Raw genomic sequence first — 24,072 nt, 5'->3', positions numbered from 1 at the left:
GGCTAAGATGAAGAAGATTCTTGAAATTAAGGACGTTACATATGTTTATGATGGAGAGAGGCTTCCGGTATGGGAGCATCTTTCCTGTAGTTTTTTTGAGGGAAAAATCCATGTAATCAGCGGACCTAGCGGGTGTGGGAAAAGTTCAGTGCTGAATTTGCTGAACGGGCTGATTCCCCACATGTTTGAAGGGAAACTGGAAGGCAAGGTACTGCTTTATGGTGAAGATATTACGGAGACGCTTCCCAGATACCGCTGTGACAGGATTGGCTTGGTGATGCAGAATCCAGAGAGTCAGTTCTGTACCTTTACCGTAGAGGAAGAGCTTGCTTTCGGAATGGAGAATATGGGGTATTCTGAGGATGAAATCAGGCGGCGTATCGAAGAAGTCCTTTCTTTTATCGGTCTTCCCGGGTACGAAGAGATGGAGCTTGACCAGCTCTCTGGCGGGCAGAAACAGAAGATTGCCATTGCGTCTATTCTTGTGATGAAACCGAAGATTCTTCTGCTGGATGAGCCGACGGCAAATCTGGACCCAGAGAGCAGGGCGCAGGTTTTTCAGTTGATTGTACGGATTTCACGGGAAGAGAATATGACGGTTATTATCGTAGAGCATAACATCAGTGAGATCCTTGGGGAAGTAGACTGGGTGATTGGGCTTGACGGCAGCGGAAGAAAGGTAATTGACTGTCAGAGGGAAGAAGCAGGCGGCTTGTTCAGGCGGGAAATGTCGGAAAGAGACGCCAAGGTTCCTGAGGCGGGACGGGTTTTCCGCAATAAGGAAATCGTACTGGATATTAGCCATCTGGATTTTGCCTATCCGGTTCCCGGAAGGAAGAACGGGAGGGGCAGGCAGATTCTAAGAGATTTCCATATGCAGGTGCATAAGCAGGATTTCCTTGCAATCGTGGGAGAAAACGGCGTGGGGAAATCCACCCTTATGAAACTGATTTTTAAGGTATGTAAGCCGGATTCCGGAACCATACGCCTGTTTGGGAAGGAGCTGGAAAGCTATCCTACAAAGAAATTATATCATTTGATTGGATTGGTATTCCAGAATCCGGAGAACCAGTTCATTACGAATACAGTGTGGGATGAGATGATGTTCAGCCTGAAACGGACCCGGGAATCGCGGGAGGAGAAGGAGCGCCGTATCAAGGGCATGCTTGAGCAGTTTCATCTGGAGGAAGAGAAGGAAAAAAGTCCTTTTGTGTTGAGTCAGGGGCAGAAGAGAAGGCTGAGTGTGGCAAGTATGCTTCTTACAAATCAGGAGATTCTGTTTCTGGACGAGCCGACATATGGGCAGGATTTTGAGAACAGGCAGGAATTGATGAAGGACATGCAGGAACTTGTGGAGAAGGGGATTACGATCGTGATGATTACCCATGACTTATCACTGGTCAGGCAATATGCGACCCATGTAGTGGAAATCGAAAATGGAAGCGTCGTAAAGAGCCTGCCGACAGGGGAATATTTTGCATGGCGGGGAGAGAGGACAGACAATGTTTGCTTATATTGAACAAGATTCATTTCTCCATCGGAGGAATCCGATGATAAAACTTCTTGTGATTACCGTGTTGACGGTGGTTGTATGTATGTCATATTTTCCGGTGCTTCCGATCTTGACGTTTCTGTTGGCTTTTTTTGCTACATGGCTGGCAGGAAGGATACCCATGGGCAATCTGTTGAGAAGGCTTCTCATATTTCTGGTAGTCAGTGTGTTGTTCATGTTTTCGATGCTTGTGCTTAGAGGGTTGAACGATGAGCCGGGGATTGTGTTCCGGCTATGGTTATTCAGATGGACAAAGCGAGATCTTGTACATGCAGTCTCCTTAGGATTTCGGATACTGGCGTTGGTTACGATGTCTATGGGGTTTGTATTGACTACAAGGCCGAGGGATCTGGTATTGAGCCTGATTATACAGTGTAAGGTTTCTGTGGTGCATGGCTATGCGACGATGGCGACGTACCGGTTTCTTCCAGAATTGCAGTCTCAGGTGGATTCCATCCATCTGGCGCAGGAAATCCGCGGGATACCGTGGAACAGAGGCGTTTTATCGAGGTTTACATCGCCGTTTCGGGTATTGCTCCCCTTGTTGTGTGTAGCGGCAAGGAGAGGGGAGCGTGTGGCGTGCGCCATGGAAAGCCGGGGGCTTGGGCGCGAGGAACTAAGGACATTTTATAAGAAAACGTCAGTAGATAAGTCAGATTGGATGTTTCTGGCGGTTTCTTTGCTGCTCTATGGTCTTGTGGTCGCAGTTTTGGTAAAATATGATTTATACAGGTTTAGTTTTGCAGCAATACAGTAGGAGGAAGAGATATGCCATATAAACATAAAAATATTGAGTATGGATTGCCTCATGAAGAGTATCCGAGGGAAAGAGTGATAGAATGTGTCAACACATTGAAAGAAACTATTGGCTTGACCAGAGAGCCGGTGGGGATTACGTTTTTGTTTACGAAAGAGGAGTATGATAAGTATCCGGTGGATGAAATCAAAGCTGCGACAGCGTACTGTGTGATGGTAAAGGATGCGGCGGTAAAAGGCAATGGGATTAAGTGCCGTCTGGAGCATCATCGCTGTGACGGCGCTACGACTGCTTTTGCGCTGGAAGAGAGTACGGAGCGGATTGAGAGCGGGCAGGAGTATTTTTCTTACAAACTATATTCTTCCGTGGCGGTGGCAAGAAGGATGCGCTCGGCTATTAAGAGCCTGCACCGGGAGCCGGTGTCAACCTATGGGATTGCAGTGGTGCCGCTGAAAGCATGTGTGCAGACGCCGGATGTCATTATTGTGATGACCAATGCGCTTCAGTCAATGAGGCTGGTGCAGGGCTATGAGTACCGTACCGGAAAGAAGCCGGCGGTTGATATGGGCGCAATGCAGGGGATGTGTTCGGAGCTGACCGTTTCGCCTTATCTGACAGGGGAGATGAATGTCAGTGTGTTGTGTCCGAGTACGCGTATGCTGTGTAAGTGGGATGAAAATGATATGGCTGTGGGGATTCCGTTTGAATTATTTGAGATGGTTACGGAAGGGACTGTGGCGACGAAGCCAAATTATTAGAGTAGTAGATATAATTGCTGTCAATATGAGTCTGATATTTTGGACGTATTGAAACCAGAATTAGAGGAGAACATTCCTGTGAAGAGAGGGCTGTGCGGCAACGAGCCGCCAGCGCTCTCAATTTGATTGAATCTCCTGTCAAGTCTGCGGAAATTAGGAAGTCAAAGATTTCTTCTTTCTTCGATAAAATATGGTTCCGGACACACAGGCAAATGAGCTAAGTAAGCAAACAAGCCACCGCAAGGGACGTTCTTCATCGCCTGTACGGACAGAAGTAGAAGGAATGCTATCGGAAGGCTTCCGGGTAATTTTCTCACCGGAAGGGTCGCCGGAAGAATCCCCGCCGGAAGGCTTGTCGGAAGGGTCGCCGGAAGAATCCCCGCCAGTGGGTTTGTCGAGATCGCTGCCCGAAGATTTCGGCAGAATCTCGAATACGGCGGAGGTCTCCCCGTCCAGATAAAGTACGGTTAAGCGATGCTTCCCATTCGCTAATGTCCCCAGAAAGCCGGCTTTCAGCGTAATAACCGTACTGCCGGATGTCACCGTGTAATTTTTATCATCAACCGTTTCCTCGTCAACCAAAATCCCCGTAAATTTATCGACAGCCCCGTTTGCCTTGAAAACAAGATGATTGCTGCTATCGCCCTTCCATTGACTGTTGTCGCCTTCAAGAATCTGATAGTCCGTCAGAGCGGCAAGCACTTGTTCGAGAATCGTGGTATCGACCAGAGACTTCTCATGCTCCGTCAGGGCGTCGAAAAGTTCTTCCGCCTCCTTAGCCGCTTGTTCTGCCTCCGTATCGTCCGGGCTTACAAACGCCGCATCCGGTAAATTCAAGATTGCATCGGTTACGGCCTGCACGTTCCTAAGGCTTTCCAGCGATTCGTCAATACGTGCGATGTTGTCTTCGATTTCCTGCTTTTCATCGTCGGTATAATTTTCGCCATACTCATGAATCGCAGCCTCCAATGCGTCTTTTGCTTTTTCCAGATTGTCTCTGTCCTCCAGACTTACCGTATCTTTGGAAATGCCGTCAACCGCCTGTATTTCTTCTGCATCTGCCGCCTTGGATGCGGAAATGACCTGCGCGTCCAGAATTTCAGCGTCATGCTTGAACCCGTCAATCGCCGCTTTTTCCTGTTCCGTCAGATGTTCCGAGTCAAGCAGCAGTTCCAGTTCCGTAATTACTGTCCGGATGCACATCTGGTCATCGGAAGTTACCGTATCCTTAACAAGACCTCCGATAGGTTCTGCAATGGTTTGGATGGGTTTCATCTGGATTGTGGCAATTGTCTCATTGCCCGCCTGGTCAACCGCCTTTATGACATAAGTTTCCTCTACATTTCCGGGAAGGAGAATAGTTCCGGAAACACTCTGCCCGTTCAGCATAACCGTCCCAGGATGTTTGTCGGTAATGGCCGCAGCCTGCGTGGTGTAGTAAATCTCGCCATCCGTAACGCCTGTGATCGCAGGCGGGGTCAGGTCAAATTCTGCGCCTTCTGAGGCAAAGCACACAAGATTGCCCGCCCGGTCAGCCGCCTTTGCGTAGACGATCATTTTTTTCGCATCCTCGGCCGTGATGTGAAAATGTTCTCCTTCGCACCAGTCCGTAATCTTTCGTACCTGTTCTTCAGTCAGGATCGTATCAGAGAGAAAATAAGAGATATGGCCGATTCCGCTTAATGTATCCCTGGCAGTGATCTTTACCTCTACCGTTTCACGGAAGAGAAGCCCGAAAGTGACTTCATGGATCAGCTTCTTAACCGAGCTTTCATTAAAGTGGATGTCATAGTCTTCCGGCTCTGTCCGGTCAAGTTTATATTCCTCTGTGGCTGTCAAAGAAATCGCCCCGGTTTCCAAATCTTTTACATAGAAAGACACAAGGCCGCTCTTTGTTTCGCCGGTTCTTGTTATTTCCTTCACCCATTCGCCATCTGCCGTATTGTCGGTGGACAGAACGTGGTTTTCCGTTGCCGTTACCACAAAATCACAATTTGCCCAGCCTTCTTTCAGAGGCGTTGTGCCGTAATCAACGCCATTTTCGGGGAGGTAATCATTGACAATCTCAAATGTCGCCTTGCCATTTACAATATAATTTCCTCCCGGATTGTCCGTAATCGTAACGGAAGCCGTACCGACATCCAGATTATTCTGGTAGCTGACGGTATATTCGCTGGAAGGAATGACCGTTTCTTTGTCTTTCACCGTGACAGAGGGCATTTTTTTGGTTCCATCGTATTGGTAACGTTCCTGCGGCAGCTCGATGACCGGGTCGGTTACTTCTGTGGGAAGGGCAATGTTGACCTTAAAAGCATGCTCATATCTTTTACCGCTGCCGCCACCCTGATTCATATATGCACAGGCCTGGAAATCATACTCACCAAGCTCTAACTGATTCAGGTATTCCTCCTTGAGAACAAACGTCAGCACATCGTTTTCCAGCGTCATGGTATAACTGTCGGTATCCATGTATGCATGGTCTGAATTATTCCAGATATAAGAGTAGTTCCGCTCAAATGTAATCCCGTCCCCCTGAAATGAGAGAGAAATGTCCTCTGCCAGACCTTTCGTGAACCGGGAGCTGTCTTCTTGGGGAACCTGAAGGACATATACATAAGTATCGTAAGTATGGGACCTGCCATTCAGATTTTGCGTTACATTGACATGAACCGAGCCGGTTTGGCTGACGGTCAGAGTGTCGTTTGTGATTGCGGCGTCGGCGATGGCCGTCCCGTCAGGGATTACGGAATAGGTGAAACTCGGGGAAGTTCCCCTGTGTCCGATGACCAGGCAGCTTGAGGAAAGGTTGGTATTGCCTGTGAGTGCATCCTGTAAGGGAAAGGATGCCGAAGCATTTCCCGCAGGAAGTGGAAACAGGTTTTCTACTAAGGAAGAACCGATTACCTGACATTTGCAGAGTAATTCTGCCTTATCCGTGTACCAGGCTGACCCTTGCCAGATTTGGCCTGTGGAGTCTGAGCGGGAGGCATTGTCTCGTTTTAACGCATATTCGGTATTTGCAGCAGAAAATGTTTCGTCAGGGGTATCAAGGGGTGTTTCCGCAATGCTGTGTTCGGACATATTTTCCGGGATTCCAGTCCCGTCGGTGTCCATCCACTGAAGCCGTGCGGCGCCCACGGGAGTTTCTTCAAAATGAACCCCCTCACGGAAACTGCTGGTGCGCAATAGCAGCGGATTGTTTTGGAATTCGGTGGCTGGCATATTGGTAAGCATGTCCCCGGTCAGCCTAAGTGTTCCGCCGTCAATCAAGAGTTTTTCCGTACAAGCCTTAGGGCTGTTGTCGTCGCCTGACATGGTATCATCATAATAATTTACATAACTGTTCCGGAATGTAATTGTGGTAAATTGATTATGGTATAGGTGGGAGCCAACCAACAGCGGATTGTCAATATCCGTAAAGTAGTTGGAAGAACCCTGTACGAAAGTGCCGAAGCGTCCCGTGGACGAACCGCAATCCGTATAGGAAAGGGTTGCGCCTGCCGAAACGGCAAGTGTATCAGGAAGCAGTACAAGGTCTGAGACGTCCCCCCGGTCTAGTGCGACGGAAAAGTTCCCTGTCACCTGTGACTGGAGCTTCAAAAGCCGTGCCTTCCCGTCTGTGATATGAATGGAAACATTTTTCAGTTTCACAGGATTTCCGGAACGTCCCAGATAAAGCTCCGTGTCGGAGAATGTATCCCCAGACAGTGAAAGGGATAGATCGCCGTTGACGGCAGTGTAATCGGTTGAAAGTGCCGAGAATGTTTGGACAGTCCCGCCTTCTAAGTGAACCTCGGCGTCTCCCACCTCGGCGTTTATTTGTCCGGCACCCGGTTGCCCAAATCCGGCTCCGGCTGGGCTGACTGCCGAGACAGAGCCGCCCTTGATAGTGATGAATACTTTGTCGGCCACGCTGGATAACTCCTCGCCGCCACCGTAAATCCATCCGTCGAATACACCGCCATTGACGGTAATGTTACTGCCGCCGACTTTTGCGCCGCGCCATGCGCCGCCGCCGTACATATTTTTGGCAAATGTACCGCCGTTGACCGTGATGTTTGTGCTTCCAGTGACTTCGGTTATGGCGTCGTCAGAGTATCCTGCGCCGCCGCCGTAAATCCATCCGTTAGCTTTGGCATTGGTATCGAATATCAGTTCCGTGCTGCCTGCAATCTGTCCTGAGTTTTCATTTCCGCCGTAGACGGAAACCACCTGTCCGGATTCGATATGGATACGGGTATTCCCGTTGATTTGCCCGGATGCGCTGCCGCCGTACATGTTTTTGGATGCACTGCCGCCGGTCATGTGAATCTCGGCGTTTCCGTTTAGTTCGGCTGTACCGCCCCCTCCGTATGTCCATCCCACATTGCCGCCGGAAATATTCACCTGTGTGTTTCCTGTAAGGGCGCCGCTTTTACTGCCGCCATAGATTGCCCATACGGTGTAATTCTCCGATGAGTCAGAAAGACCGGAAAGGGTGACGCTGGTATCGTATTGGGGGGTTCCGTCTTTGCCGCCGCCGTATATGGTTGAATATGGAAGGTAATATCCGTACCCTTCCAGATAGTAGATGCCGCTGCCTGAAAGTTTTCCGTCGCCTTGGAAGGCAGTGATTTCTTCCGATGCTTCACCGATTCCGTTTCCGTTGGAATCGAGATAGAGTTTTGCATAACTGACCGAACTTGAGGCTTCGATGATTAATGGCTGGCCGTTTGCGTAGATGGTATGTACATAGTTGCCGGTTGTCTCATAGGTTACGCTGCCAGCGTCAAGCTGCCTTTGGTTCTTTGATGCAGTCTGTGTCTCAATATTAGAAAAGCAGCCGCTTTCGGTGTCCGATGTCTCCGGATTTATCTTGTCAGGGACTATGACCTTCGGTGTGGCATGATTCTCGTTCTTATGTCCGTCGGGGAGGTTAGAATTTCCTTCGCTAAGCGGCTCGTTGTTTGTTCCGTCCTGATTTGTTTCAGCGGAAACGGAGAAGGTTGTCATGGCTGTTGTGACTGCCAAAAGTGTAGACAACAGTATGGCCCCTGACAGCAGTAAGATGGTTGGCTTGTTGGTCTTCATTTTCATAAATCGCTGTACTCCTTACCTAGAAGGTTTTTCTGTACATTCTGTTAAACAGATTGTACAGAAAAATTATACAAAGCTGGAAAAAAGATATTCAACATATTATCTCAAACGGTATTTTTTTTACTCAAACGGTGATATCCGGGAAAAGGAACAATATTGTCTCGCATAAAATTCTGTGGTATTATGGAGACATTAATTTATGTTTTGGAAAAAAGTTTTGGAGAAAATCTATGAGAATCGCTGTGATAGACGATGAACCTAGGGAACTGAATGGGCTGTCGGAGATGATTAGGCATTATCTGGAAGAAGCCGGGTATATGGCAAATAGGATTGATACCTTCCAAAGCGCCGAGGAATTTCTGGATGTGTGGATACCTCATGGGTATGCTCTGGTCTTATTGGATATCTATATGGGGGGACTGTCCGGGATTGATGCTGCACGGAGGATACGCCGCATGGACGAGGACGTCAGGCTGGTTTTCTGTACGGTGGGGAATGGATTCGCAAGTGAAAGTTATGAAGTGGGCGCCAATTACTATCTCAGGAAGCCTGTTTCAAAACAGGGAATTGGGGAGATGTTTGGCAGGCTGAATCTGGAAGAATACGAGTCCGGACGTTTTATTGTCCTGCCGGATGGGCAGCGTATGGTATTGCGTAATATCATTTACACGGAATATGGCAACCATATGGTAACGGTATATAATAAAAGAGGAGAAGATATCCGGACTAGGATATCCCAGACGGAGTTTGAAAAACTGCTCTGTAGTTTTCCATTTTTTCAGCGCTGTGCCAAGGGGCTTATGGTCAATTTTTATGAGGTCGTAAAATTGGAGGATCACTTCTTTAGAATGAGTAATGGGAAGAAGGCCTATATGAGCCGCAGGAGGGAGAAGGAAGTGCGGAAAGCTTATCTGGACTTTTGTTTTGAGCGGACGAGGATGGAGGCGGGGGGATAAGACAAATAGACTGCACGGATATAGATATGCCGGGAAATGTTCTGCATATGCAAGTTCATTTCCCGGCGTGTCTGTATCGGCATCTTAATAAGAAATCTCCTGAAGATAAAGCCCTTTCGGGTCGCATGGCGCACTGGGCGGTTTGATTCCTTTGAAGATGTCCTCAATATCTTCCTTAGGGCGGACTCCATGCCCGATATCCAGAAGCGTCCCCACAATCAGCCGCGCCATATTGTGAAGGAAATCGTCCGCATAGAGGATAATCTGCATCTCCTGGGCTGCGCTGTAGATTTCAATGTCATAAAGCTTCCGGACGGTAGACTTACTTTTCTTAGCAGTAGAAAAATTCTTAAAGTCATGGGTTCCGGCAAGCAGCAAGGCAGCCTGGCGCATCGCCTGTTTGTCCGGAATCTTAAAGCAGTGGTAAGTATATTTCCGGTCGAACACACTGGGCACATCGTCAACGGTCATGCGGTACATATAGGTCTTGGAAATGGCGTTCAACTGGGAATGGAAACGTTCCGACACCTCTTCGACTGTGATGATGGCAATATCCATGGGGAGGTAACGGTTCAGGTAGTGCTTCATGTCCATGATATCCATATCGGAACCGGTCTTAAAATTGGCGACTTGTCCGTAGGCGTGGACGCCGGATTCTGTGCGGCATCCGCAGAAAATCTCTATCTGTTCCTCGCCGGTCATTTTCTTCAAAACTTCCAGAAGTTTGTTGGAAATGGTATTGTTGGACTCGTCTTTCCCGAGCCGCTCCCAGCCTTGGTAACGGCTTCCGTCGTATTCGATGGTGAGCTTGATGTTTCTAAGGGAAACCGGCTCTTCTTTCACCTTATTTCTTCTTCTCATATTTACAGAGACCTCATCTTTCTATCACATTGTCGGGGAAAGCCCGCCTTGAGGGAGGAATTCATTTCCCACAAATTTAATTTAGTATAGCAAATTCTATGTTATAATAAAAGGGCTTACAGGAAAAAAATAAGATAGAATGAGCCGGGCTTTATCCGGCATATAGAACAGGAGAATCATGAAAATGAGCGTAGAAAGCAGAAAAGTGTCAGAATCTATCGTCGAAACCGTGCATATCGTCCGTCCCAACCATTTGAATGCAGTTGGACGTCTTTTTGGAGGCATTCTGATGCAGTGGATTGACGAGGTAGCCGCCCTGACGGCAAAACGCCACGCCCACAGGAACGTTACCACGGCGTCCGTGGACAACCTTAGGTTTCTGAAAGGAGCCTATCAGAATGACGTGATTATCATTACGGGAAGGATTACCTATGTGGGGCGTACATCTATGGAAGTGCAGGCAGATACCTATATCGAAGACCTGGAGGAGAGAAGGACCCATATCAACCAGGCGTTCTTTACAATGGTAGCATTGGACGAGAATGACAAACCGGCTCAGGTTCCGGGATTAATCCTTGAGACACAGGAACAGAGGGCGGCATGGGAACAAGCCGCCCTGCGTCGCCAGATGAGGAATCCTAAGAGCTGACGTTATTTTTTCATATAAGAAGAAACCATCCGCACCATCCCTTCAATCTGGTCCTGCTCCTCTTTTGATTTCCCGTCCTTTAAGACGGAGAGTACCAGTGAGAATTCGTCCGGCGTAAACTGAATCCCTCTCTTATTCGCATTGGTAATCAGCGCCATCATGACCGGAGCAAGGGATTTCCCGCTCTTGCCCTGGGTCTGGGCGGCTGCGGTGCGGATTAGCTCCATCTTCAACGGGTCCATATTCTGCATATCCGGGTGGTTCATCCATTCATTCATTTTTTGCGTCTCCTTTCTTGCTGCCCGTATCGGGCGGATTATTTCTTTGATTGTTTTCCGGGTCAAATTCCTGCTCAAACATCGTGTTGTACATCTCGAACATCTCCTGCTGTTCCGGGCTTAACATGCCCTTCATCATGTCCATCGGGTTAAATGCGCCGAATCCCTGGGAAGATGAATCCGGGGATCCCTCAGACATCGACTGCATGCTTCGTACCATTTCCATCATATTCATCATGCTTGACATTTGTTCCATCATTTCCTTTTCGGCAGGCTCCATATATGGTTTCAGCCCCTCCAGAATGTTCGCCGGGGAAGAAAAGTCAAATCCCTGAAAATATTCCATCGTGTGGCGCAGCTCCAGAAATTTGATGTAGATTCCGAAGAAACGCTGTACGGAAGGCGGAGTGTATGGAAGCAGAAGTTTTAACGTGTACAGAAAAGGCGGTGTCACCAGATTGTCGAATGGCGTCATTGGTTTCAGGGAATTTTGTTCCATAGGCACTCCTTATCATAACGTTGTAAATATATATGACGGCAGAATGGATTTTATGAGATGTGGGAAAACTAAATCTGAAGCATTTCATATATTAATAGGGAAATGTATGTCAGGAAAGGAAACGGGTATGAACAGAAAGCTGATTATTGACGGTAACGCCGTTTACGAGATTGACGAGACATGTATGCTGAAAAAACAGTTGGAGGAAAAGAAGGAGAAGGAACAGGCGGAGATGAGAAACCAGGAAACCGAAGGGTATCAGATGAGGGAAAGTATACCTTAATGGACGAAGTCCACCCGCCCGCAGGGCATGCATTACGGTGTGCCCTGCGGGTATATGAAAAGAGACGGAGTGCTGTACTCCGTCCCTTTTCAGTCTTATTGAATTAGCATCCGCAGTCGAAACCGCCGCATCCGCCGTTGCCGCATCCGCCGCAGCAGAAGAGCAGAAGGATGATCCACAGGCAGCTATCGTTGCCGCCGCATCCGCCGCCAAAGCCATTGCCGCATCCGCCGCAGCAGAAGAGCAGAAGGATAATCCACAGGCAGTTATTGTTGCTAAAGCCGCATCCACACTCTCCGCCTCTTCCTACATTAGACTCACAGCCACATCCACAGTTCGTAGCGCTTAAATCACTCATTTTGAAATCCTCCATTTATGATGTTTACAGTACATAATATGCGAGGGGTTCTAATGTGTGAAAAAGAAAATTATAATTTTACCAGACGTTTGATAGAGTGCTGGTAATGGTAGGTATTCTTCTGGAGTTTCAGCTTATCCAGCGCGGAAATGTTCTCCTTGGCATACTCGTCGTAGAGGGTCAGCAGATAGGAAATGGTATAGTTCCTGTGCTGGAACCAGGTAAACAGAAGCCAATTCATAATATCCGGATACCAGTAGCGTTCCGGGATGGAAGAGTTCCTAAGCAGTACCACGTGGGCAAGGGCTTCTGTGGATAGCTGGGTCAGCTCTTCGGAATAATTCTTGTCCCGGAACAACGGGTCGCTTTTCTGGATGATGTCAAACAAGGCGTTGGAGGCTTTCCAGTAGGCGACGAAATCAGGAAGGGACTCGTTGTCCTCTTCCATGTGATGAAGGTCGAATGTCTGCATGACGGGACGTCTGCGCCTGTGGTTCCAGTCGTATTCGGAACGTTTGTCCGGGTTGGACAGGACGCGGTACGCCTCTAAAATCTCCTGCATCTTCTCTGTAGTGTCGATGCCGTCCTTGAGATTGACGTCTGGGTGATACCGTTTGGCAAGCTCGTTCTTGGCGGCAGTAATGTCTTCTAAGGAAGCCTTCTCAGAGACGCCTAATATATCGTAATAATTTTTATCTTCCATTATATCCTCCTGTTGCTAATATATGGACATAAACATTATTATCTTACGACATATCGGCGGAGAAATCAATTATAAATTTGCGTGGACTTTTCATGCCGGACTTTTTCATCGGAACTTTTCATGTGGAACTATTGAAGGTGGAATAACAGAAAAAGCGGCGTACAAATAGGATGAAGGAAAATGGATTCTGTGTTATACTGGCTGTAACAAATACAATCGGAGGAACGATAATGACAAAACAGGAGCTGGCTGCAAGAATATGGGCGACTGCTAATGAACTCAGGAAAAATATTAAAGCAAGCGAATATAAGGATTATATTCTTGGATTTATGTTCTGGGTGGAACCCGGAAAATTTTAAATTAGATAAAAGGTTTAGGTACGGCCATGCGCCGCAAAAGAAAGCGGATTACGCATTTTTACTGCATTGTCTTTATCATGTAAAAGATAAGGAAGGAATCATGGCGATTGTGTTGCCCCATGGGGTGTTGTTCCGCGGGGCGGCAGAATACCAGATTAGAAAAAATCTTCTGGAAAACCACAATATTGAAACAATTATTGGATTCCCGGGGAATATGTTCTTTGCCACAGGAATTCCGGTTATTGTCATGGTTCTTTCAAAAGGGAGGGATGAGAGCGACGTTTTATTCATAGATGCGTCCGCTTCCTATGGAAAAGAGCGCTTTCCGCATATGATGGATATTGGGACAGATTCCCCAATGTTAAGTCACAGATATTTGATTTAGAGAATGGCTACCATATATTTAAGCCGGTTGAAATCAAAGAGATCGTTTTTGCGGATGAGGATGTGAAAAAGTACATGACAGAGGTCGGCGGCATTACTAATGCGATTGATACGAATCAATTATTTGGAGCGCCGGAAGTGAAGACAATACTTGGTTGTACAAAAACCGTATCAAAGGATATAATGCGAAATTTGCGAGATATGAATATTGTAGTGGAAGTAAAAGGAAAGGGAAAAGGCAAATATAGATTTGTATATGAAAGTGAAATAAAAAATAACTGCAAAGTTTCAAAACAGAAATAGTAATTTTATTTCTTGAATTTAGGGAGGAATGGATTGATGAGTGAAGTTTTGTACTATCGTATTGGGAGGTTAGCGATATGACGATTGAAGAAATTATTCATGGCGAATCCAAAAATATAGAATTTAAGGCAGCGCTTCCAAAAGAGTCAGAAAAATACACAAAGACGGTAATTGCTTTTGCAAATACGCAAGGCGGTAAACTGGTCTTCGGTGTGGATGATAAAACCAGACAAGTTACCGGAATAGGAGAAGACGAACTTTTTAGAATGATGGACAGTATTTCTAATGCCATATCGGATTCCTGTGAGCCGCAGATTGTTCCGAATATTGAGCCGCAGACTGTAGATGGGGAAACGGTAATTGTTGTAACTGTCGCGCCGGGAGCAAATAGACCATATTATTTGAAATCAAAGGGCAGGGATTCCGGTACTTTTATTCGGGTTGCCGGGACATCCAGACCTGCCCATCCGGAGAAAATTAAGGAATTAGAGATGGAAGGCGCAAGAATCTACTGGGATGAGATGATTTGTATCGGGTATAAGGTTACTGAGGATGCTGTCAAGAAATTGTGCCATGATATAGGAAAGTTCAGAAATGAAATGGGACTTTCAGAGCGAGAAGTAACCATTACCCAGCTTATTAACTGGAAACTTTTAAAAAGTGAGAATGATTCCCTGCTGGCGGCCAATGCATTTGTGTTAATGACATCTGATTACTTCCCATTTGCTAAAACCCAATGTGCCGTATTTAAAGGGACGGAGAGGACTGTATTTCTTGATAAGCAGGAATTTACGGGACCAATTTACGAACAAATTGTAGGGGCGACAGATTTTGTATTACGGAATATCCGATTTGGATTGACGATAGACAGTCTGGTTAGAAAAGAGTCTTACGAGCTGCCGTTAGAAGCAATCCGGGAAATGATTATAAATGCGCATTGTCATCGTAATCTGGCAGATGATTCCTGCATTCAGGTTGCAATTTACGATAACAGACTGGAAGTGTCCTCGCCTGGTGGTCTCTATAATGGTCTTACGTATGAGGAACTTATGGATGGACATTCTAAAATTCGTAACAGGGCGATTGCCAATGTATTGAATAAGATGGGATTTGTGGAATCTTGGGGAACCGGTGTGAAAAGAATTCTTGGCGCCGCAGAAAGTTATGGGCTTCCTACGCCAAGTTTTCAGGTGTACGACGATATGTTCCGGGTGAATCTTTATCGAAATGTTTTTGCCATAGAAGAGCAGAGAAGCATCAAAGAAGCATCGGAGAAGTATTGGGGGAGTATCGGAGAAGCATCGGAGAAGCATCGGAGAAGCATCGGAGAAGCATCGGAGAAGCATCGGAGTAATTCTAGAGCTGATTTGAATCATACGCAAAAGCAGATTCTTGAATTATTATCGCAGGATGCACAGCTTTCAGCTAAAAAAATGGCGGAAACAATAGGCATTTCGAGCAGAAATATTGAATCTAACATTAAAAAGCTTAAAAAAATTGGTATACTGATTCGTCATGGTTCACCAAAAAGAGGGTATTGGGAAATCGTAGAATAGGGAGGATTGACATGCCGTTACCATACACAGGAAAAAAAGGGGAACAAAACTTTGAAAAAGATTTTGTAGACGCCCTGAAAAAGAAAGGCTGGAGTAAAGAAGTTCTATATCGCAGAACGATTCCTCAATTAATTGAAAACTGGAAAAACATTATATTTGAACGCAACCGTGACGCGCTAAACAACGTCCCGCTTTCAGAATCAGAGATGGAGCGTCTTATGGACACGGTACGGGGACAGGCGAACACCCCGGTAAAATCAAACCTTTTTATTACCGGAGAAGATGTCCCGGTGAGACGGGACGGAGATTCGCCAGATTATAAAAAGGCAGGACAAGAAGTTTTCCTGAATCTCTTCTCTGCCAATGAAGTGGCAGGCGGGACGTCAAAATATCAGATTGCAGAACAGACCGTATTTAATCTGGAAGAAGACACCCCGGAAAGGAGGAGCGACATAACCCTTCTGATTAACGGGATACCAGTTATTCATATAGAATTAAAAGCCAGCGGCATAGAGATATCGGAAGCCACAAACCAGATTAAGAAATATATTCAGGAAAGAAAATTCCAAGGGTTTATGGGACTGATACAGGTATTTTGGGCGATTACCCCGGAAGACGCAGTATATTTTGCCAATCCAGGGAATGCAAAGAAGATGAATCCAGCGTTCTTTTTTCATTGGGGAGACAGGGATAACCATATGGTTAGAGGATGGAGAGAATACGCCAATCTTCCCTGAGAATATGCGGGCGGGTGAGATGACGACGGAGTCTGTGTTTGGCAGATGCCTTGCGGTATATTCACTTGCAACGGGAATCCGTGACGGAAATGTATTAGGCTTCTATCCAAAGGGAGAAAAGACCTATGAAGACGGAGAACTCAGGATGCGGGTAGCATTGGATCAGAGTAATTCACAATCAGAAGAGGAGGCAAAAAAAGATCCCGAAAAATGGAAAATATATCGTAATCACTGATTTTGACTCGTATGACAACCATGAAAAGCCTCTGGGGCTGGTTAAATTTTTCCGGAAAATCTATACGATGAGGAGCAATCTCAATGAAGCGGTGAAACTCTACTGTCAGGGGGATTATGCGAATGTTCAGGTAGATGATATTGATGAAAATATTAAGACCCTTAATCGGACGTTTCAGAATATTTCAGATATTTTCGCAAGTGACCGTATAGAGAATTTTGAACAGTTGCCAAGGTCAGACGCAAATAGGCAGAAATTCCGAAAAGAGTTCTATAGCCTGAAGAGTACGCTTAGGGCGGCAATGCTTCAAGGCTTAAAGTGGAATAATGAATTTGGGGCGCCGTTGAATTTTGAAGAGAGAACCTACCGCATTTTGACCAAGAGATATCAGGATTTGCTCTCAAACGGCGGCGGAGGCGGCGGAAAGAAAAAGCCGGGGTTCGATATGCAGACGAATCTGTCAACGATTGAAATGGATAAGATTGACGCAGAATATTTAGAAGCACAGTTTAAAATCGTGACTCTTAAAGACGTTAACGCACAGGAAGAACAGTTAATCAGGCAGGCAAAGGCAATCGAGGAAATTAAGAAAAATATTGGAGTTTTGCCGGCCGCAAAACAAAAATTTGCGCGTCAGGTTCTTGAAGATGTGAAAAGCGGGATGCTCATTGTAGAGGACGGTAAGACGTTTCTGACCTATATTCAGGAATATTCCGATAGGGTGATTAAGAGGACGATTGAGAATTTTGTAGTAAATTTTGGAATTGATGCGGATGTGTTTTATGAATTGTATATGAATACGGTCGATGGGGAAGTGGATACGGTAAAATTAGAAATCATAGAAAAGACGGCGGATGTTGACAGGGTAAAAGCCTATTTTGGTACAAAGAGTGTGCTGAGTACGTGGGGAAAATTACATAAAGAGTTGAAAAAGTTTATAGAAGAACAGAAAGCAGAAGCCGAATGATATAATCCCCCGGAAGATGGCACAGGTTTCATTTCTCTGGAATATGCTGGTAAAAAAGGTTTTTTTCAATGAATAAAGTAAAACAGCAGATTCATTATCGTTGTGACGATACCATAAGGGGAGGCATCCGGGGCCAGAATGTGGCAGTGGCGGTCCTGGACACTGGAATGGCTGTGCATCCCGACCTGAAAGGCAGGATTCTTGCATTTTACGACTGTGTCAACAGGCGGTGCGGGATGTACGACGACAGCGGGCATGGGACCCATGTAGGCGGAATCCTTGCGGGGGACGGCAGGCTGTCCAGGGGGGAATATGGAGGAATAGCCCCGGAAGCAGAGCTTGTCATTGTAAAGGTGCTGGATTCCAAAGGAGAGGGAAGCGTGGAGCAGATTCTTGAAGGAATCAAGTGGATTCAGGATCATTACAAACGTTATGGAATCCGGGTTGTAAACATATCCGTTGGAGCCAGGAAAGGATTGGATGGAAAGAAGGAACAGGATTTAATTGAGGCAGTGGAAATACTGTGGGATCTGGGAATTACGGTTGTAGTATCCGCCGGGAACCAGGGGCCTGAGACAGGCAGTATTGCAGTTCCGGGCAACAGCCGGAAGGTCATTACTGTAGGCGCGTTGGATGAACCGGGGATGAAGAACGCCTGCTCTGGCGTCGGACCTACCGACCGCTGTATCGTCAAACCGGAACTGGTGGCCCCCGGTTATCATGTGGCGTCCTGCAACAGCCGTTATTTTAAGACGAAGATACCTTATGTCAGAAAGAGCGGGACATCCATGGCGACGCCTGCCGTATCCGGGGCTGCCGCATTATTTTTGTCCAAATATCCGGAGGCAAGGAATGTGGACGTGAAGTTAAAGTTCCGGAAAGCATGTGAATGCGGGGAAGAAGAGGAAGACAAGGGATGGGGATGCCTTAGGATTGACTGGCTGCTGGCATGAAAGAAACGTTTTTAGGTGTCAAGAAAAAATACTTGACACCTGCTTTTTTTTGTTGTATGATAGCACAGGTGATAAACGTGGATAAGATTCTGGAACAGTCATTACTGTTTGATTTTTATGGAGAATTGCTGACAGACCGCCAGAAGGAGATTTATGAGCGGTTTGTAGCGGACGACCTTTCGCTAGGCGAGATTGCCGAAGAAGCCGGCATCAGCCGCCAGGGAGTCCATGACCTCATCAAGAGATGTAACCAGACGCTGAGGGGTTATGAAGAGAAGCTTCACCTGATTGATAAGTTTTTAGCGGTCAAAGATAAGGTAGAGAGAATCGATAGGCTTTTAGATCATTATGAAGAAGAGAATGCAGAAGCGCTGATTCAGAGTATCCGGAAGATATCCGGCGAGATTTTAGAGGAGTTATAGTATGGCATTTGATAGTCTGACAGAAAAACTTCAAAATATATTTAAGAACCTGAGGAGCAAGGGACGTCTCACCGAGGATGACGTGAAAGAGGCTCTCAAGGAGATTAAGCGTGCTTTGCTTGCTGCGGACGTGAATTTCAAGGTGGTTAAGGATTTTGTCAAGAGCGTCCAGGAAAGAGCGGTGGGGCAGGATGTCATGAACGGCCTGAATCCCGGGCAGATGGTCATCAAGATTGTGAACGAAGAGCTTGTCCGGCTGATGGGTTCCGAGACGACGGAGATTAAGCTTGAGCCGGGAAGCGCGATTACGGTCATCATGATGGCCGGGCTTCAGGGTGCAGGTAAGACCACCACCACTGCCAAGCTGGCGGGCAAATATAAATTAAAAGGCAAGAAGCCGCTGCTGGTCGCCTGTGACGTGTACCGTCCGGCGGCAATCAAGCAGCTGCAGGTGAACGGTGAGAAGCAAGGCGTGGAAGTGTTTTCCATGGGAGAAAACCATAAGCCGGCGAATATTGCGAAAGCCGCTGTTGAACATGCGCAGAAGAACGGGAATCATATTGTGATTCTGGATACGGCAGGCCGCCTTCATATCGATGCAGATATGATGGAAGAACTTCAGGAGATAAAGAATACGGTTACGGTACACCAGACGATTCTGGTCATCGATGCCATGACGGGCCAGGACGCCGTCAATGTGGCGAAGGAATTTAACGATAAGGCTGGAATAGACGGCGTAATCGTTACGAAGCTGGACGGCGATACCAGAGGCGGAGCGGCGCTGTCCGTCAAGGCCGTTACAGGGAAACCGATTTTATATGTAGGTATGGGGGAGAAACTGTCTGACTTAGAACAGTTCTATCCGGATCGGATGGCGTCCCGTATCTTAGGAATGGGCGATGTGCTGACATTGATTGAGAAGGCGGAAGCCGAGATCGATGAAGAGAAAGCCAAGCAGATGGCGCAGAAGCTGAAGAAGAACCAGTTTGATTTCGAGGACTATCTGGAAAGCATCAGCCAGATGAAGAACATGGGCGGGCTTGGAAGTATCATGAGCATGATGCCTGGCCTTGGCGGCATGGGAGGCATGGGCAAGATGAAGGGTCTTGACGACGAGCAGACTGCCGAGGCGGAAAAGGGCATCGCAAGGATGGAGGCTATGATTTATTCCATGACTCTGGAGGAGCGGCGCAACCCGGACATTCTGAACCCATCAAGGAAGCACAGGATTGCCAAAGGGGCAGGCGTGGATATCAGCGAGGTCAACCGCATGGTGAAGCAGTTCGGCGAGATGAAGAAGCTGATGAAGATGGTGGGCAAAGGCGGCAGGAAAGGGAAGTTCCGTCTGCCGTTCTAGACACAGGGAAGAGTACCTTGCCGGCCATTCGTGAAATGGTATAACCGCGCATGGCGCGTTATATAAATACACAGTAAGCGGGGAACCGCAATGGACAGGTTTTCCGTAAGAATTTTATATTTTATGGAGGTAGAATACAATGGCAGTAAAGATCAGATTAAGAAGAATGGGACAGAAAAAGGCTCCTTTTTATAGAATTATCGTAGCTGATTCAAGATCCCCAAGAGACGGAAAGTTTATTGACGAGATTGGAACTTATGATCCGAATTGTGAGCCAAGCGCAATCAAGGTAGACGAGGAAGCTGCTAAGAAGTGGCTGAACAACGGCGCACAGCCGACGGAAGTTGTAAACAAGATCTTTAAGATTGCGGGAATTGAAAAATAAATCTTGAGGTGCTTGATTATGAAAGAGTTGGTTGAAGTCATTACGAAAGCTTTGGTTGACGATCCTGACAGTGTGGTTGTGACTGAGAAGGAAGAGAAGAAGACGATCGTCCTGGAGGTACATGTCGCGGATTTCGATATGGGAAAAGTGATTGGTAAGCAGGGGCGCATTGCCAAGGCGATCCGCTCGGTTGTGAAGGCTGCGGCCGCAAAAGAGGATAAGAAAGTTATCGTTGACATTATGGATTAAGGTAATGGATGCCATTTATCCGGGGGACAGACGCAAGATATTGTGTTCTGTCCTTATTTAAACTTTCAGTGAGTGTATGTTAGGAGATAGGAAGCTATGGAAGAATTATTACAGGTCGGAGTCATCACCCAGACACACGGAATCCGCGGAGAAGTGAAAGTATTTCCGACGACGGATGATCCCACGCGGTTTCAGGACTTAAAACATGTGCTTCTGGATACGGGAAAAGAGACGCTGCCCTTGGAGATTGAGAACGTCAAGTTTTTCAAACAGTTTGTGATCCTAAAATTCAAGGGCTATGATAACATCAATGATGTGGAACGATATAAACGCTGCCCGCTTCTGGTAGAGCGCAGTGAGGCGGTTCCTCTTGAAGAGGACGAGTATTATATCACGGATATGATTGGGATACAGGTGACGACGGATGAGGGGGAGGATTTTGGCGTCCTGAAGGATGTGATGGCGACCGGGGCAAACGACGTGTATGTGATTGACCATCCGTCGGCAGGCGAGGTTCTCGTGCCGGCAATCAAGGAATGTATTTTAGAGGTAGATATTCCGGGCAGGAAGATGAAGATTCATGTGATGGACGGGCTGATTTAACAATTTCAAATCCATGGCAGCCTGTGGTTTGCCGCAAGTAGATGAAAGGATGTAGGAGCAAGAAGATGCATTTTTATATTATGACGTTATTTCCGGAAATGGTGATGCAGGGATTGAACACCAGCATTATCGGAAGGGCCATGGACAAAGGGATTCTGTCCATTGATGCGGTTAACATCAGGGATTATGCGTTTAACAAGCATAACAGTGTGGACGACTATCCTTACGGCGGCGGCGCGGGGATGCTGATGCAGGCGGAACCGGTATATCAGGCGTATAAGGCTGTAGAGGAGATGCTCATTTCCCGGCGGGGGAACGTATGCCAAGAAGAGCGGATACCAGACAGGGAGGAAGAAAATCCCAGGGAAACGAAAAAGCCGAGGGTTATCTACCTCTCTCCCCAGGGCAGGACGTTTAATCAGGGAATGGCAGCGGAGCTTGCAAAAGAGCAGGAGCTTATTTTCCTGTGCGGCCATTACGAGGGGATTGACGAGCGTGTGGTGGAGGAGATTGTGACAGATTATGTGTCTATCGGCGATTACATCCTCACGGGCGGGGAACTGCCTGCTATGATTATGGTAGATGCCATTTCCCGGCTGGTGCCGGGCGTCCTCCACAATGACGTGTCGGCAGAGTTTGAAAGTTTTCAGGATAACCTGCTGGAATATCCCCAGTATTCCCGGCCGGAAATCTGGCATGATAAGCGGGTTCCTGAGATTCTGCTGTCAGGGCATCATGGAAATATTGAGAAGTGGCGCAGGGAACAGTCGGTGTTAAGGACGGCAAAGCTTCGGCCGGATTTGCTTGAAAAAGCCGAGCTTACGGAAAATGAGAGAAAACTCTTGTCAAGAGACGGCGAATGTGGTAAAATATAAAACGTTGTGAAGAAGAGAGATGGTCCTCTGGTACGTATGTATTAAGAACATCCGGAATAAAAGGAGGTCACACAATGAACGATATTATTAAGAAGATTGAAGAAGAGCAGTTAAAAGAGAATGCGCCGGAGTTCCGCGTGGGAGATACCGTTAAGGTATACGGCAAGATTAAAGAAGGAAACCGCGAGAGAGTTCAGGTGTTTGAGGGAACAGTCCTGAAGAAACAGGGGGGCGGTTCAAGAGCTACATTTACTGTAAGGAAGAATTCTAACGGTGTCGGCGTTGAGAAGACATGGCCGCTTCACTCACCAAACGTTGAGAAGGTTGAGGTTGTAAGAAGAGGTAAGGTTAGAAGGGCGAAACTGTTCTACTTGAGAGACCGTGTCGGCAAGAAGGCGAAGGTAAAAGAGTTAGTAAAATAAGAGACGGGTTAAAAAGGACAAGTACATAGCGTATATTGTCCTTTTTCTGTTATAAGGGGAGTAAATGGGACGCAGACGGAATAGACGTTTTTTTAAGAAAATCAGAAGAAAGAAATTCAAATTCCGCATCGACCTACAGAAGCTTGCGGCGATTGGGATATGGATATTCAAGATTGGCGTGGCATGCCTTCTGGCGTTTGTGTGTGTCTGGTATTTTGGGCAGCAGGTCAGCACTGTTGGGGATTCCATGAAGCCTGTCCTTGGCAACGGGGACGTGGTTTTGGTAAATCGGATTATTTATAATGCCACGACTCCGAAACGTGGGGATATTATTGTATTTAAACCCAAGGGGAATGAGAATGTCCATTATTATACGAAGCGTATCATCGGTCTGCCGGGGGAGACGGTGGAGATTATGGAAAACCGAATTTATATCGACGGAGAGAAGTTGGAGGAAGGGTACGTAACGACGGACATTGACGACGTGGGGATTGTGAAGGAGAAGGTGAAGCTTGCCGGTGATGAATATTTTGTCCTGGGAGATAACCGGGCGAGCAGTGAGGACAGCCGGAATGCGGACGTGGGGAATGTGAAGCGGGAATATATTTATGGGAAAGCGTGGTTTGTTATTTCCTTTGGGGAACATTTTGGATGGATAAAACATAAGGAGTAGGAAGTATGCATTTTCAATGGTATCCGGGCCATATGACGAAGGCAAAACGGATGATGCAGGAGAATATGAAGCTGGTTGACCTTGTGATTGAGCTTGTGGACGCGAGGATTCCTCTTAGCAGCCGGAATCCGGATATTGATGAGCTTGGGAAGAATAAGGCGAGGTTGATTCTTCTTAATAAGGCTGATCTTGCCGAGGAGCGGTGGAACGACGCCTGGGAAGCGTATTTCAGGGACAGGGGTTATCTTGTGGCGAAGGTGAATTCCAGGAAGAACAGCGGTATGAAGCCGGTCCACGAGGTGATTCAGGAAGCGTGCAGGGAGAAGATTGAGCGGGATAGGAAGAGAGGAATTCTGAACCGTCCTGTGCGGGCGATGGTAGTAGGGATTCCCAATGTGGGCAAGTCCACATTTATTAATTCCCTTGCAGGCAAGGCTTGTGCAAAGACTGGAAATAAGCCGGGAGTCACGAAGGGAAAGCAGTGGATTCGCCTGAATAAGCAGGTGGAGCTTCTGGATACTCCGGGGATTCTGTGGCCAAAGTTTGAAGACCAGCAAGTGGGGCTTATGATGGCCTTTATCGGGTCTATGAAGGATGAGATTCTGAATACGGAGGAACTGGCGGCGGAGCTTTTACGTGTGCTGGAGGCGAATTATCCGGGGAGGCTAAAGGAGAAGTACCGTCTGGAGCCGGCTGTGGATGCAAGCCCGTACCGTATGCTGGAAGAGATTGCGCGCAGCAGGCATTGTCTTCTGCGGGGAAATGAGCTGGATACGGGAAAAGCGGCGCTTCTTCTGCTGGATGATTTTCGCAGCGGAAGGATTGGGCGGCTGACGCTGGAATATCCCCAGGAAGTGTGATA

Annotated in this window: 29 protein-coding genes; 23 read left to right on the top strand and 6 right to left on the bottom strand. The window is 47.1% G+C overall.

The window, feature by feature from the left end; all coding sequences use genetic code 11:
• Window positions 1-7 precede the first annotated feature (7 nt).
• The 3 genes from AC6I3O_RS15195 to AC6I3O_RS15185 are packed head-to-tail and all read left to right on the top strand — an operon-like array spanning window position 8 to window position 3,067.
• Window positions 8-1,519 carry an ABC transporter ATP-binding protein gene (locus AC6I3O_RS15195; RefSeq protein WP_497851627.1) on the top strand — a complete coding sequence of 504 codons (1,512 nt, stop codon included), beginning with the start codon at window positions 8-10 and terminating at the stop codon, window positions 1,517-1,519.
• Window positions 1,503-2,309 (top strand): energy-coupling factor transporter transmembrane component T family protein, encoded by an 807-nt coding sequence (locus AC6I3O_RS15190; RefSeq protein WP_497851626.1) that lies wholly within the window; start codon window positions 1,503-1,505, stop codon window positions 2,307-2,309. The genes AC6I3O_RS15195 and AC6I3O_RS15190 overlap by 17 nt, the downstream gene beginning before the upstream one ends.
• An 11-nt stretch (window positions 2,310-2,320) precedes the next feature.
• Window positions 2,321-3,067, top strand: coding sequence for a DUF169 domain-containing protein (locus tag AC6I3O_RS15185; protein WP_497851625.1), 747 nt, complete (start codon window positions 2,321-2,323; stop codon window positions 3,065-3,067).
• 153 nt (window positions 3,068-3,220) lie between these two features.
• Here AC6I3O_RS15185 and AC6I3O_RS15180 read toward each other — a convergent pair whose 3' ends face one another.
• A complete protein-coding gene (locus tag AC6I3O_RS15180) occupies window positions 3,221-8,143 on the bottom strand; it encodes a hypothetical protein (protein WP_497851624.1) in 4,923 nt (1,640 codons plus the stop codon).
• 230 nt (window positions 8,144-8,373) lie between these two features.
• Here AC6I3O_RS15180 and AC6I3O_RS15175 point away from each other — a divergent pair, with 230 nt between their 5' ends.
• Window positions 8,374-9,099 (top strand): LytR/AlgR family response regulator transcription factor, encoded by a 726-nt coding sequence (locus AC6I3O_RS15175; RefSeq protein ID WP_497851623.1) that lies wholly within the window; start codon window positions 8,374-8,376, stop codon window positions 9,097-9,099.
• Window positions 9,100-9,183: 84 nt separating this feature from the next.
• Here AC6I3O_RS15175 and truA read toward each other — a convergent pair whose 3' ends face one another.
• Window positions 9,184-9,960 carry a tRNA pseudouridine(38-40) synthase TruA gene (gene truA / locus AC6I3O_RS15170; RefSeq protein WP_497851622.1) on the bottom strand — a complete coding sequence of 259 codons (777 nt, stop codon included), beginning with the start codon at window positions 9,958-9,960 and terminating at the stop codon, window positions 9,184-9,186.
• Between the two features lie 184 nt (window positions 9,961-10,144).
• On the opposite strand from truA, the gene AC6I3O_RS15165 reads away from it, so the two are divergent.
• Window positions 10,145-10,609 carry an acyl-CoA thioesterase gene (locus AC6I3O_RS15165; RefSeq protein ID WP_497851621.1) on the top strand — a complete coding sequence of 155 codons (465 nt, stop codon included), beginning with the start codon at window positions 10,145-10,147 and terminating at the stop codon, window positions 10,607-10,609.
• A gap of 2 nt (window positions 10,610-10,611) precedes the next feature.
• On the opposite strand, the gene AC6I3O_RS15160 is transcribed toward AC6I3O_RS15165, so the two are convergent.
• Together AC6I3O_RS15160 and AC6I3O_RS15155 are read right to left on the bottom strand one after the other, a co-directional pair.
• A complete protein-coding gene (locus AC6I3O_RS15160; protein WP_497851620.1) occupies window positions 10,612-10,887 on the bottom strand; it encodes a hypothetical protein in 276 nt (91 codons plus the stop codon).
• A complete protein-coding gene (locus tag AC6I3O_RS15155) occupies window positions 10,880-11,386 on the bottom strand; it encodes a hypothetical protein (RefSeq protein ID WP_497851619.1) in 507 nt (168 codons plus the stop codon). Before AC6I3O_RS15155 ends, AC6I3O_RS15160 begins: the two co-directional genes overlap by 8 nt.
• Window positions 11,387-11,513: 127 nt before the next feature.
• Between AC6I3O_RS15155 and AC6I3O_RS15150 the strand changes: the two genes are divergently transcribed.
• Complete coding sequence (locus AC6I3O_RS15150; protein WP_497851618.1) at window positions 11,514-11,669, top strand: hypothetical protein; 156 nt, start codon at window positions 11,514-11,516, stop codon at window positions 11,667-11,669.
• Between the two features lie 103 nt (window positions 11,670-11,772).
• On the opposite strand, the gene AC6I3O_RS15145 is transcribed toward AC6I3O_RS15150, so the two are convergent.
• Window positions 11,773-12,027: a chorion class high-cysteine HCB protein 13 gene (locus AC6I3O_RS15145; RefSeq protein WP_497851617.1), complete on the bottom strand. Its 255-nt coding sequence runs from the start codon at window positions 12,025-12,027 to the stop codon at window positions 11,773-11,775.
• Between the two features lie 70 nt (window positions 12,028-12,097).
• A complete protein-coding gene (locus AC6I3O_RS15140; RefSeq protein WP_497851616.1) occupies window positions 12,098-12,730 on the bottom strand; it encodes a J domain-containing protein in 633 nt (210 codons plus the stop codon).
• Window positions 12,731-12,900: 170 nt separating this feature from the next.
• Between AC6I3O_RS15140 and AC6I3O_RS15135 the strand changes: the two genes are divergently transcribed.
• The 17 genes from AC6I3O_RS15135 to ylqF all read left to right on the top strand — a co-directional run bounded on the left by AC6I3O_RS15135 (window position 12,901) and on the right by ylqF (window position 24,070).
• Entirely contained in the window at window positions 12,901-13,089 is a 189-nt protein-coding gene (locus AC6I3O_RS15135; protein WP_497851615.1) for a type I restriction-modification system subunit M N-terminal domain-containing protein, read from the top strand.
• Complete coding sequence (locus AC6I3O_RS15130) at window positions 13,004-13,474, top strand: N-6 DNA methylase (RefSeq protein WP_497851614.1); 471 nt, start codon at window positions 13,004-13,006, stop codon at window positions 13,472-13,474. Before AC6I3O_RS15135 ends, AC6I3O_RS15130 begins: the two co-directional genes overlap by 86 nt.
• Before the next feature lie 74 nt (window positions 13,475-13,548).
• A complete protein-coding gene (locus tag AC6I3O_RS15125; RefSeq protein WP_497851613.1) occupies window positions 13,549-13,776 on the top strand; it encodes a hypothetical protein in 228 nt (75 codons plus the stop codon).
• Between the two features lie 77 nt (window positions 13,777-13,853).
• Window positions 13,854-15,332: an RNA-binding domain-containing protein gene (locus AC6I3O_RS15120; RefSeq protein WP_497851612.1), complete on the top strand. Its 1,479-nt coding sequence runs from the start codon at window positions 13,854-13,856 to the stop codon at window positions 15,330-15,332.
• A gap of 11 nt (window positions 15,333-15,343) precedes the next feature.
• On the top strand, window positions 15,344-16,069 hold the full coding sequence (locus tag AC6I3O_RS15115) for a type I restriction endonuclease (protein ID WP_497851611.1): 726 nt from the start codon (window positions 15,344-15,346) through the stop codon (window positions 16,067-16,069).
• A 19-nt stretch (window positions 16,070-16,088) separates the two neighbouring features.
• Window positions 16,089-16,304: a hypothetical protein gene (locus AC6I3O_RS15110; protein ID WP_497851610.1), complete on the top strand. Its 216-nt coding sequence runs from the start codon at window positions 16,089-16,091 to the stop codon at window positions 16,302-16,304.
• Window positions 16,305-16,371: 67 nt separating this feature from the next.
• A complete protein-coding gene (locus AC6I3O_RS15105; protein WP_497851609.1) occupies window positions 16,372-17,271 on the top strand; it encodes a hypothetical protein in 900 nt (299 codons plus the stop codon).
• Between the two features lie 68 nt (window positions 17,272-17,339).
• Window positions 17,340-18,224 (top strand): S8 family peptidase, encoded by an 885-nt coding sequence (locus AC6I3O_RS15100; protein WP_497851608.1) that lies wholly within the window; start codon window positions 17,340-17,342, stop codon window positions 18,222-18,224.
• Between the two features lie 56 nt (window positions 18,225-18,280).
• A complete protein-coding gene (ylxM, locus tag AC6I3O_RS15095) occupies window positions 18,281-18,646 on the top strand; it encodes a YlxM family DNA-binding protein (protein WP_497853489.1) in 366 nt (121 codons plus the stop codon).
• Window position 18,647: 1 nt separating this feature from the next.
• Complete coding sequence (gene ffh / locus AC6I3O_RS15090) at window positions 18,648-20,003, top strand: signal recognition particle protein (RefSeq protein ID WP_497851607.1); 1,356 nt, start codon at window positions 18,648-18,650, stop codon at window positions 20,001-20,003.
• 139 nt (window positions 20,004-20,142) lie between these two features.
• Window positions 20,143-20,388, top strand: a complete 246-nt coding sequence (gene rpsP, locus AC6I3O_RS15085; protein ID WP_497851606.1) for a 30S ribosomal protein S16 — start codon at window positions 20,143-20,145, stop codon at window positions 20,386-20,388.
• 18 nt (window positions 20,389-20,406) lie between these two features.
• The gene (locus AC6I3O_RS15080; RefSeq protein WP_497851605.1) at window positions 20,407-20,637 is read left to right on the top strand and encodes a KH domain-containing protein; all 231 of its coding nucleotides are present in this window, start codon (window positions 20,407-20,409) and stop codon (window positions 20,635-20,637) included.
• Between the two features lie 96 nt (window positions 20,638-20,733).
• The gene (rimM, locus tag AC6I3O_RS15075) at window positions 20,734-21,240 is read left to right on the top strand and encodes a ribosome maturation factor RimM (RefSeq protein ID WP_497851604.1); all 507 of its coding nucleotides are present in this window, start codon (window positions 20,734-20,736) and stop codon (window positions 21,238-21,240) included.
• Window positions 21,241-21,305: 65 nt separating this feature from the next.
• Complete coding sequence (gene trmD, locus AC6I3O_RS15070; protein ID WP_497851603.1) at window positions 21,306-22,115, top strand: tRNA (guanosine(37)-N1)-methyltransferase TrmD; 810 nt, start codon at window positions 21,306-21,308, stop codon at window positions 22,113-22,115.
• Between the two features lie 74 nt (window positions 22,116-22,189).
• Entirely contained in the window at window positions 22,190-22,537 is a 348-nt protein-coding gene (rplS, locus tag AC6I3O_RS15065) for a 50S ribosomal protein L19 (RefSeq protein WP_497851602.1), read from the top strand.
• Window positions 22,538-22,601: 64 nt separating this feature from the next.
• Window positions 22,602-23,210, top strand: a complete 609-nt coding sequence (gene lepB / locus AC6I3O_RS15060; RefSeq protein ID WP_497851601.1) for a signal peptidase I — start codon at window positions 22,602-22,604, stop codon at window positions 23,208-23,210.
• Window positions 23,211-23,215: 5 nt separating this feature from the next.
• Complete coding sequence (gene ylqF / locus AC6I3O_RS15055) at window positions 23,216-24,070, top strand: ribosome biogenesis GTPase YlqF (protein ID WP_497851600.1); 855 nt, start codon at window positions 23,216-23,218, stop codon at window positions 24,068-24,070.
• Window positions 24,071-24,072 lie beyond the last annotated feature (2 nt).

The sequence above is a fragment of the Sporofaciens sp. St.21A7 genome, from assembly GCF_059728535.1.
The sequence above is the reverse complement of the archived record's forward strand: the minus strand, read 5'-3'. Positions and strand labels throughout refer to the sequence as shown.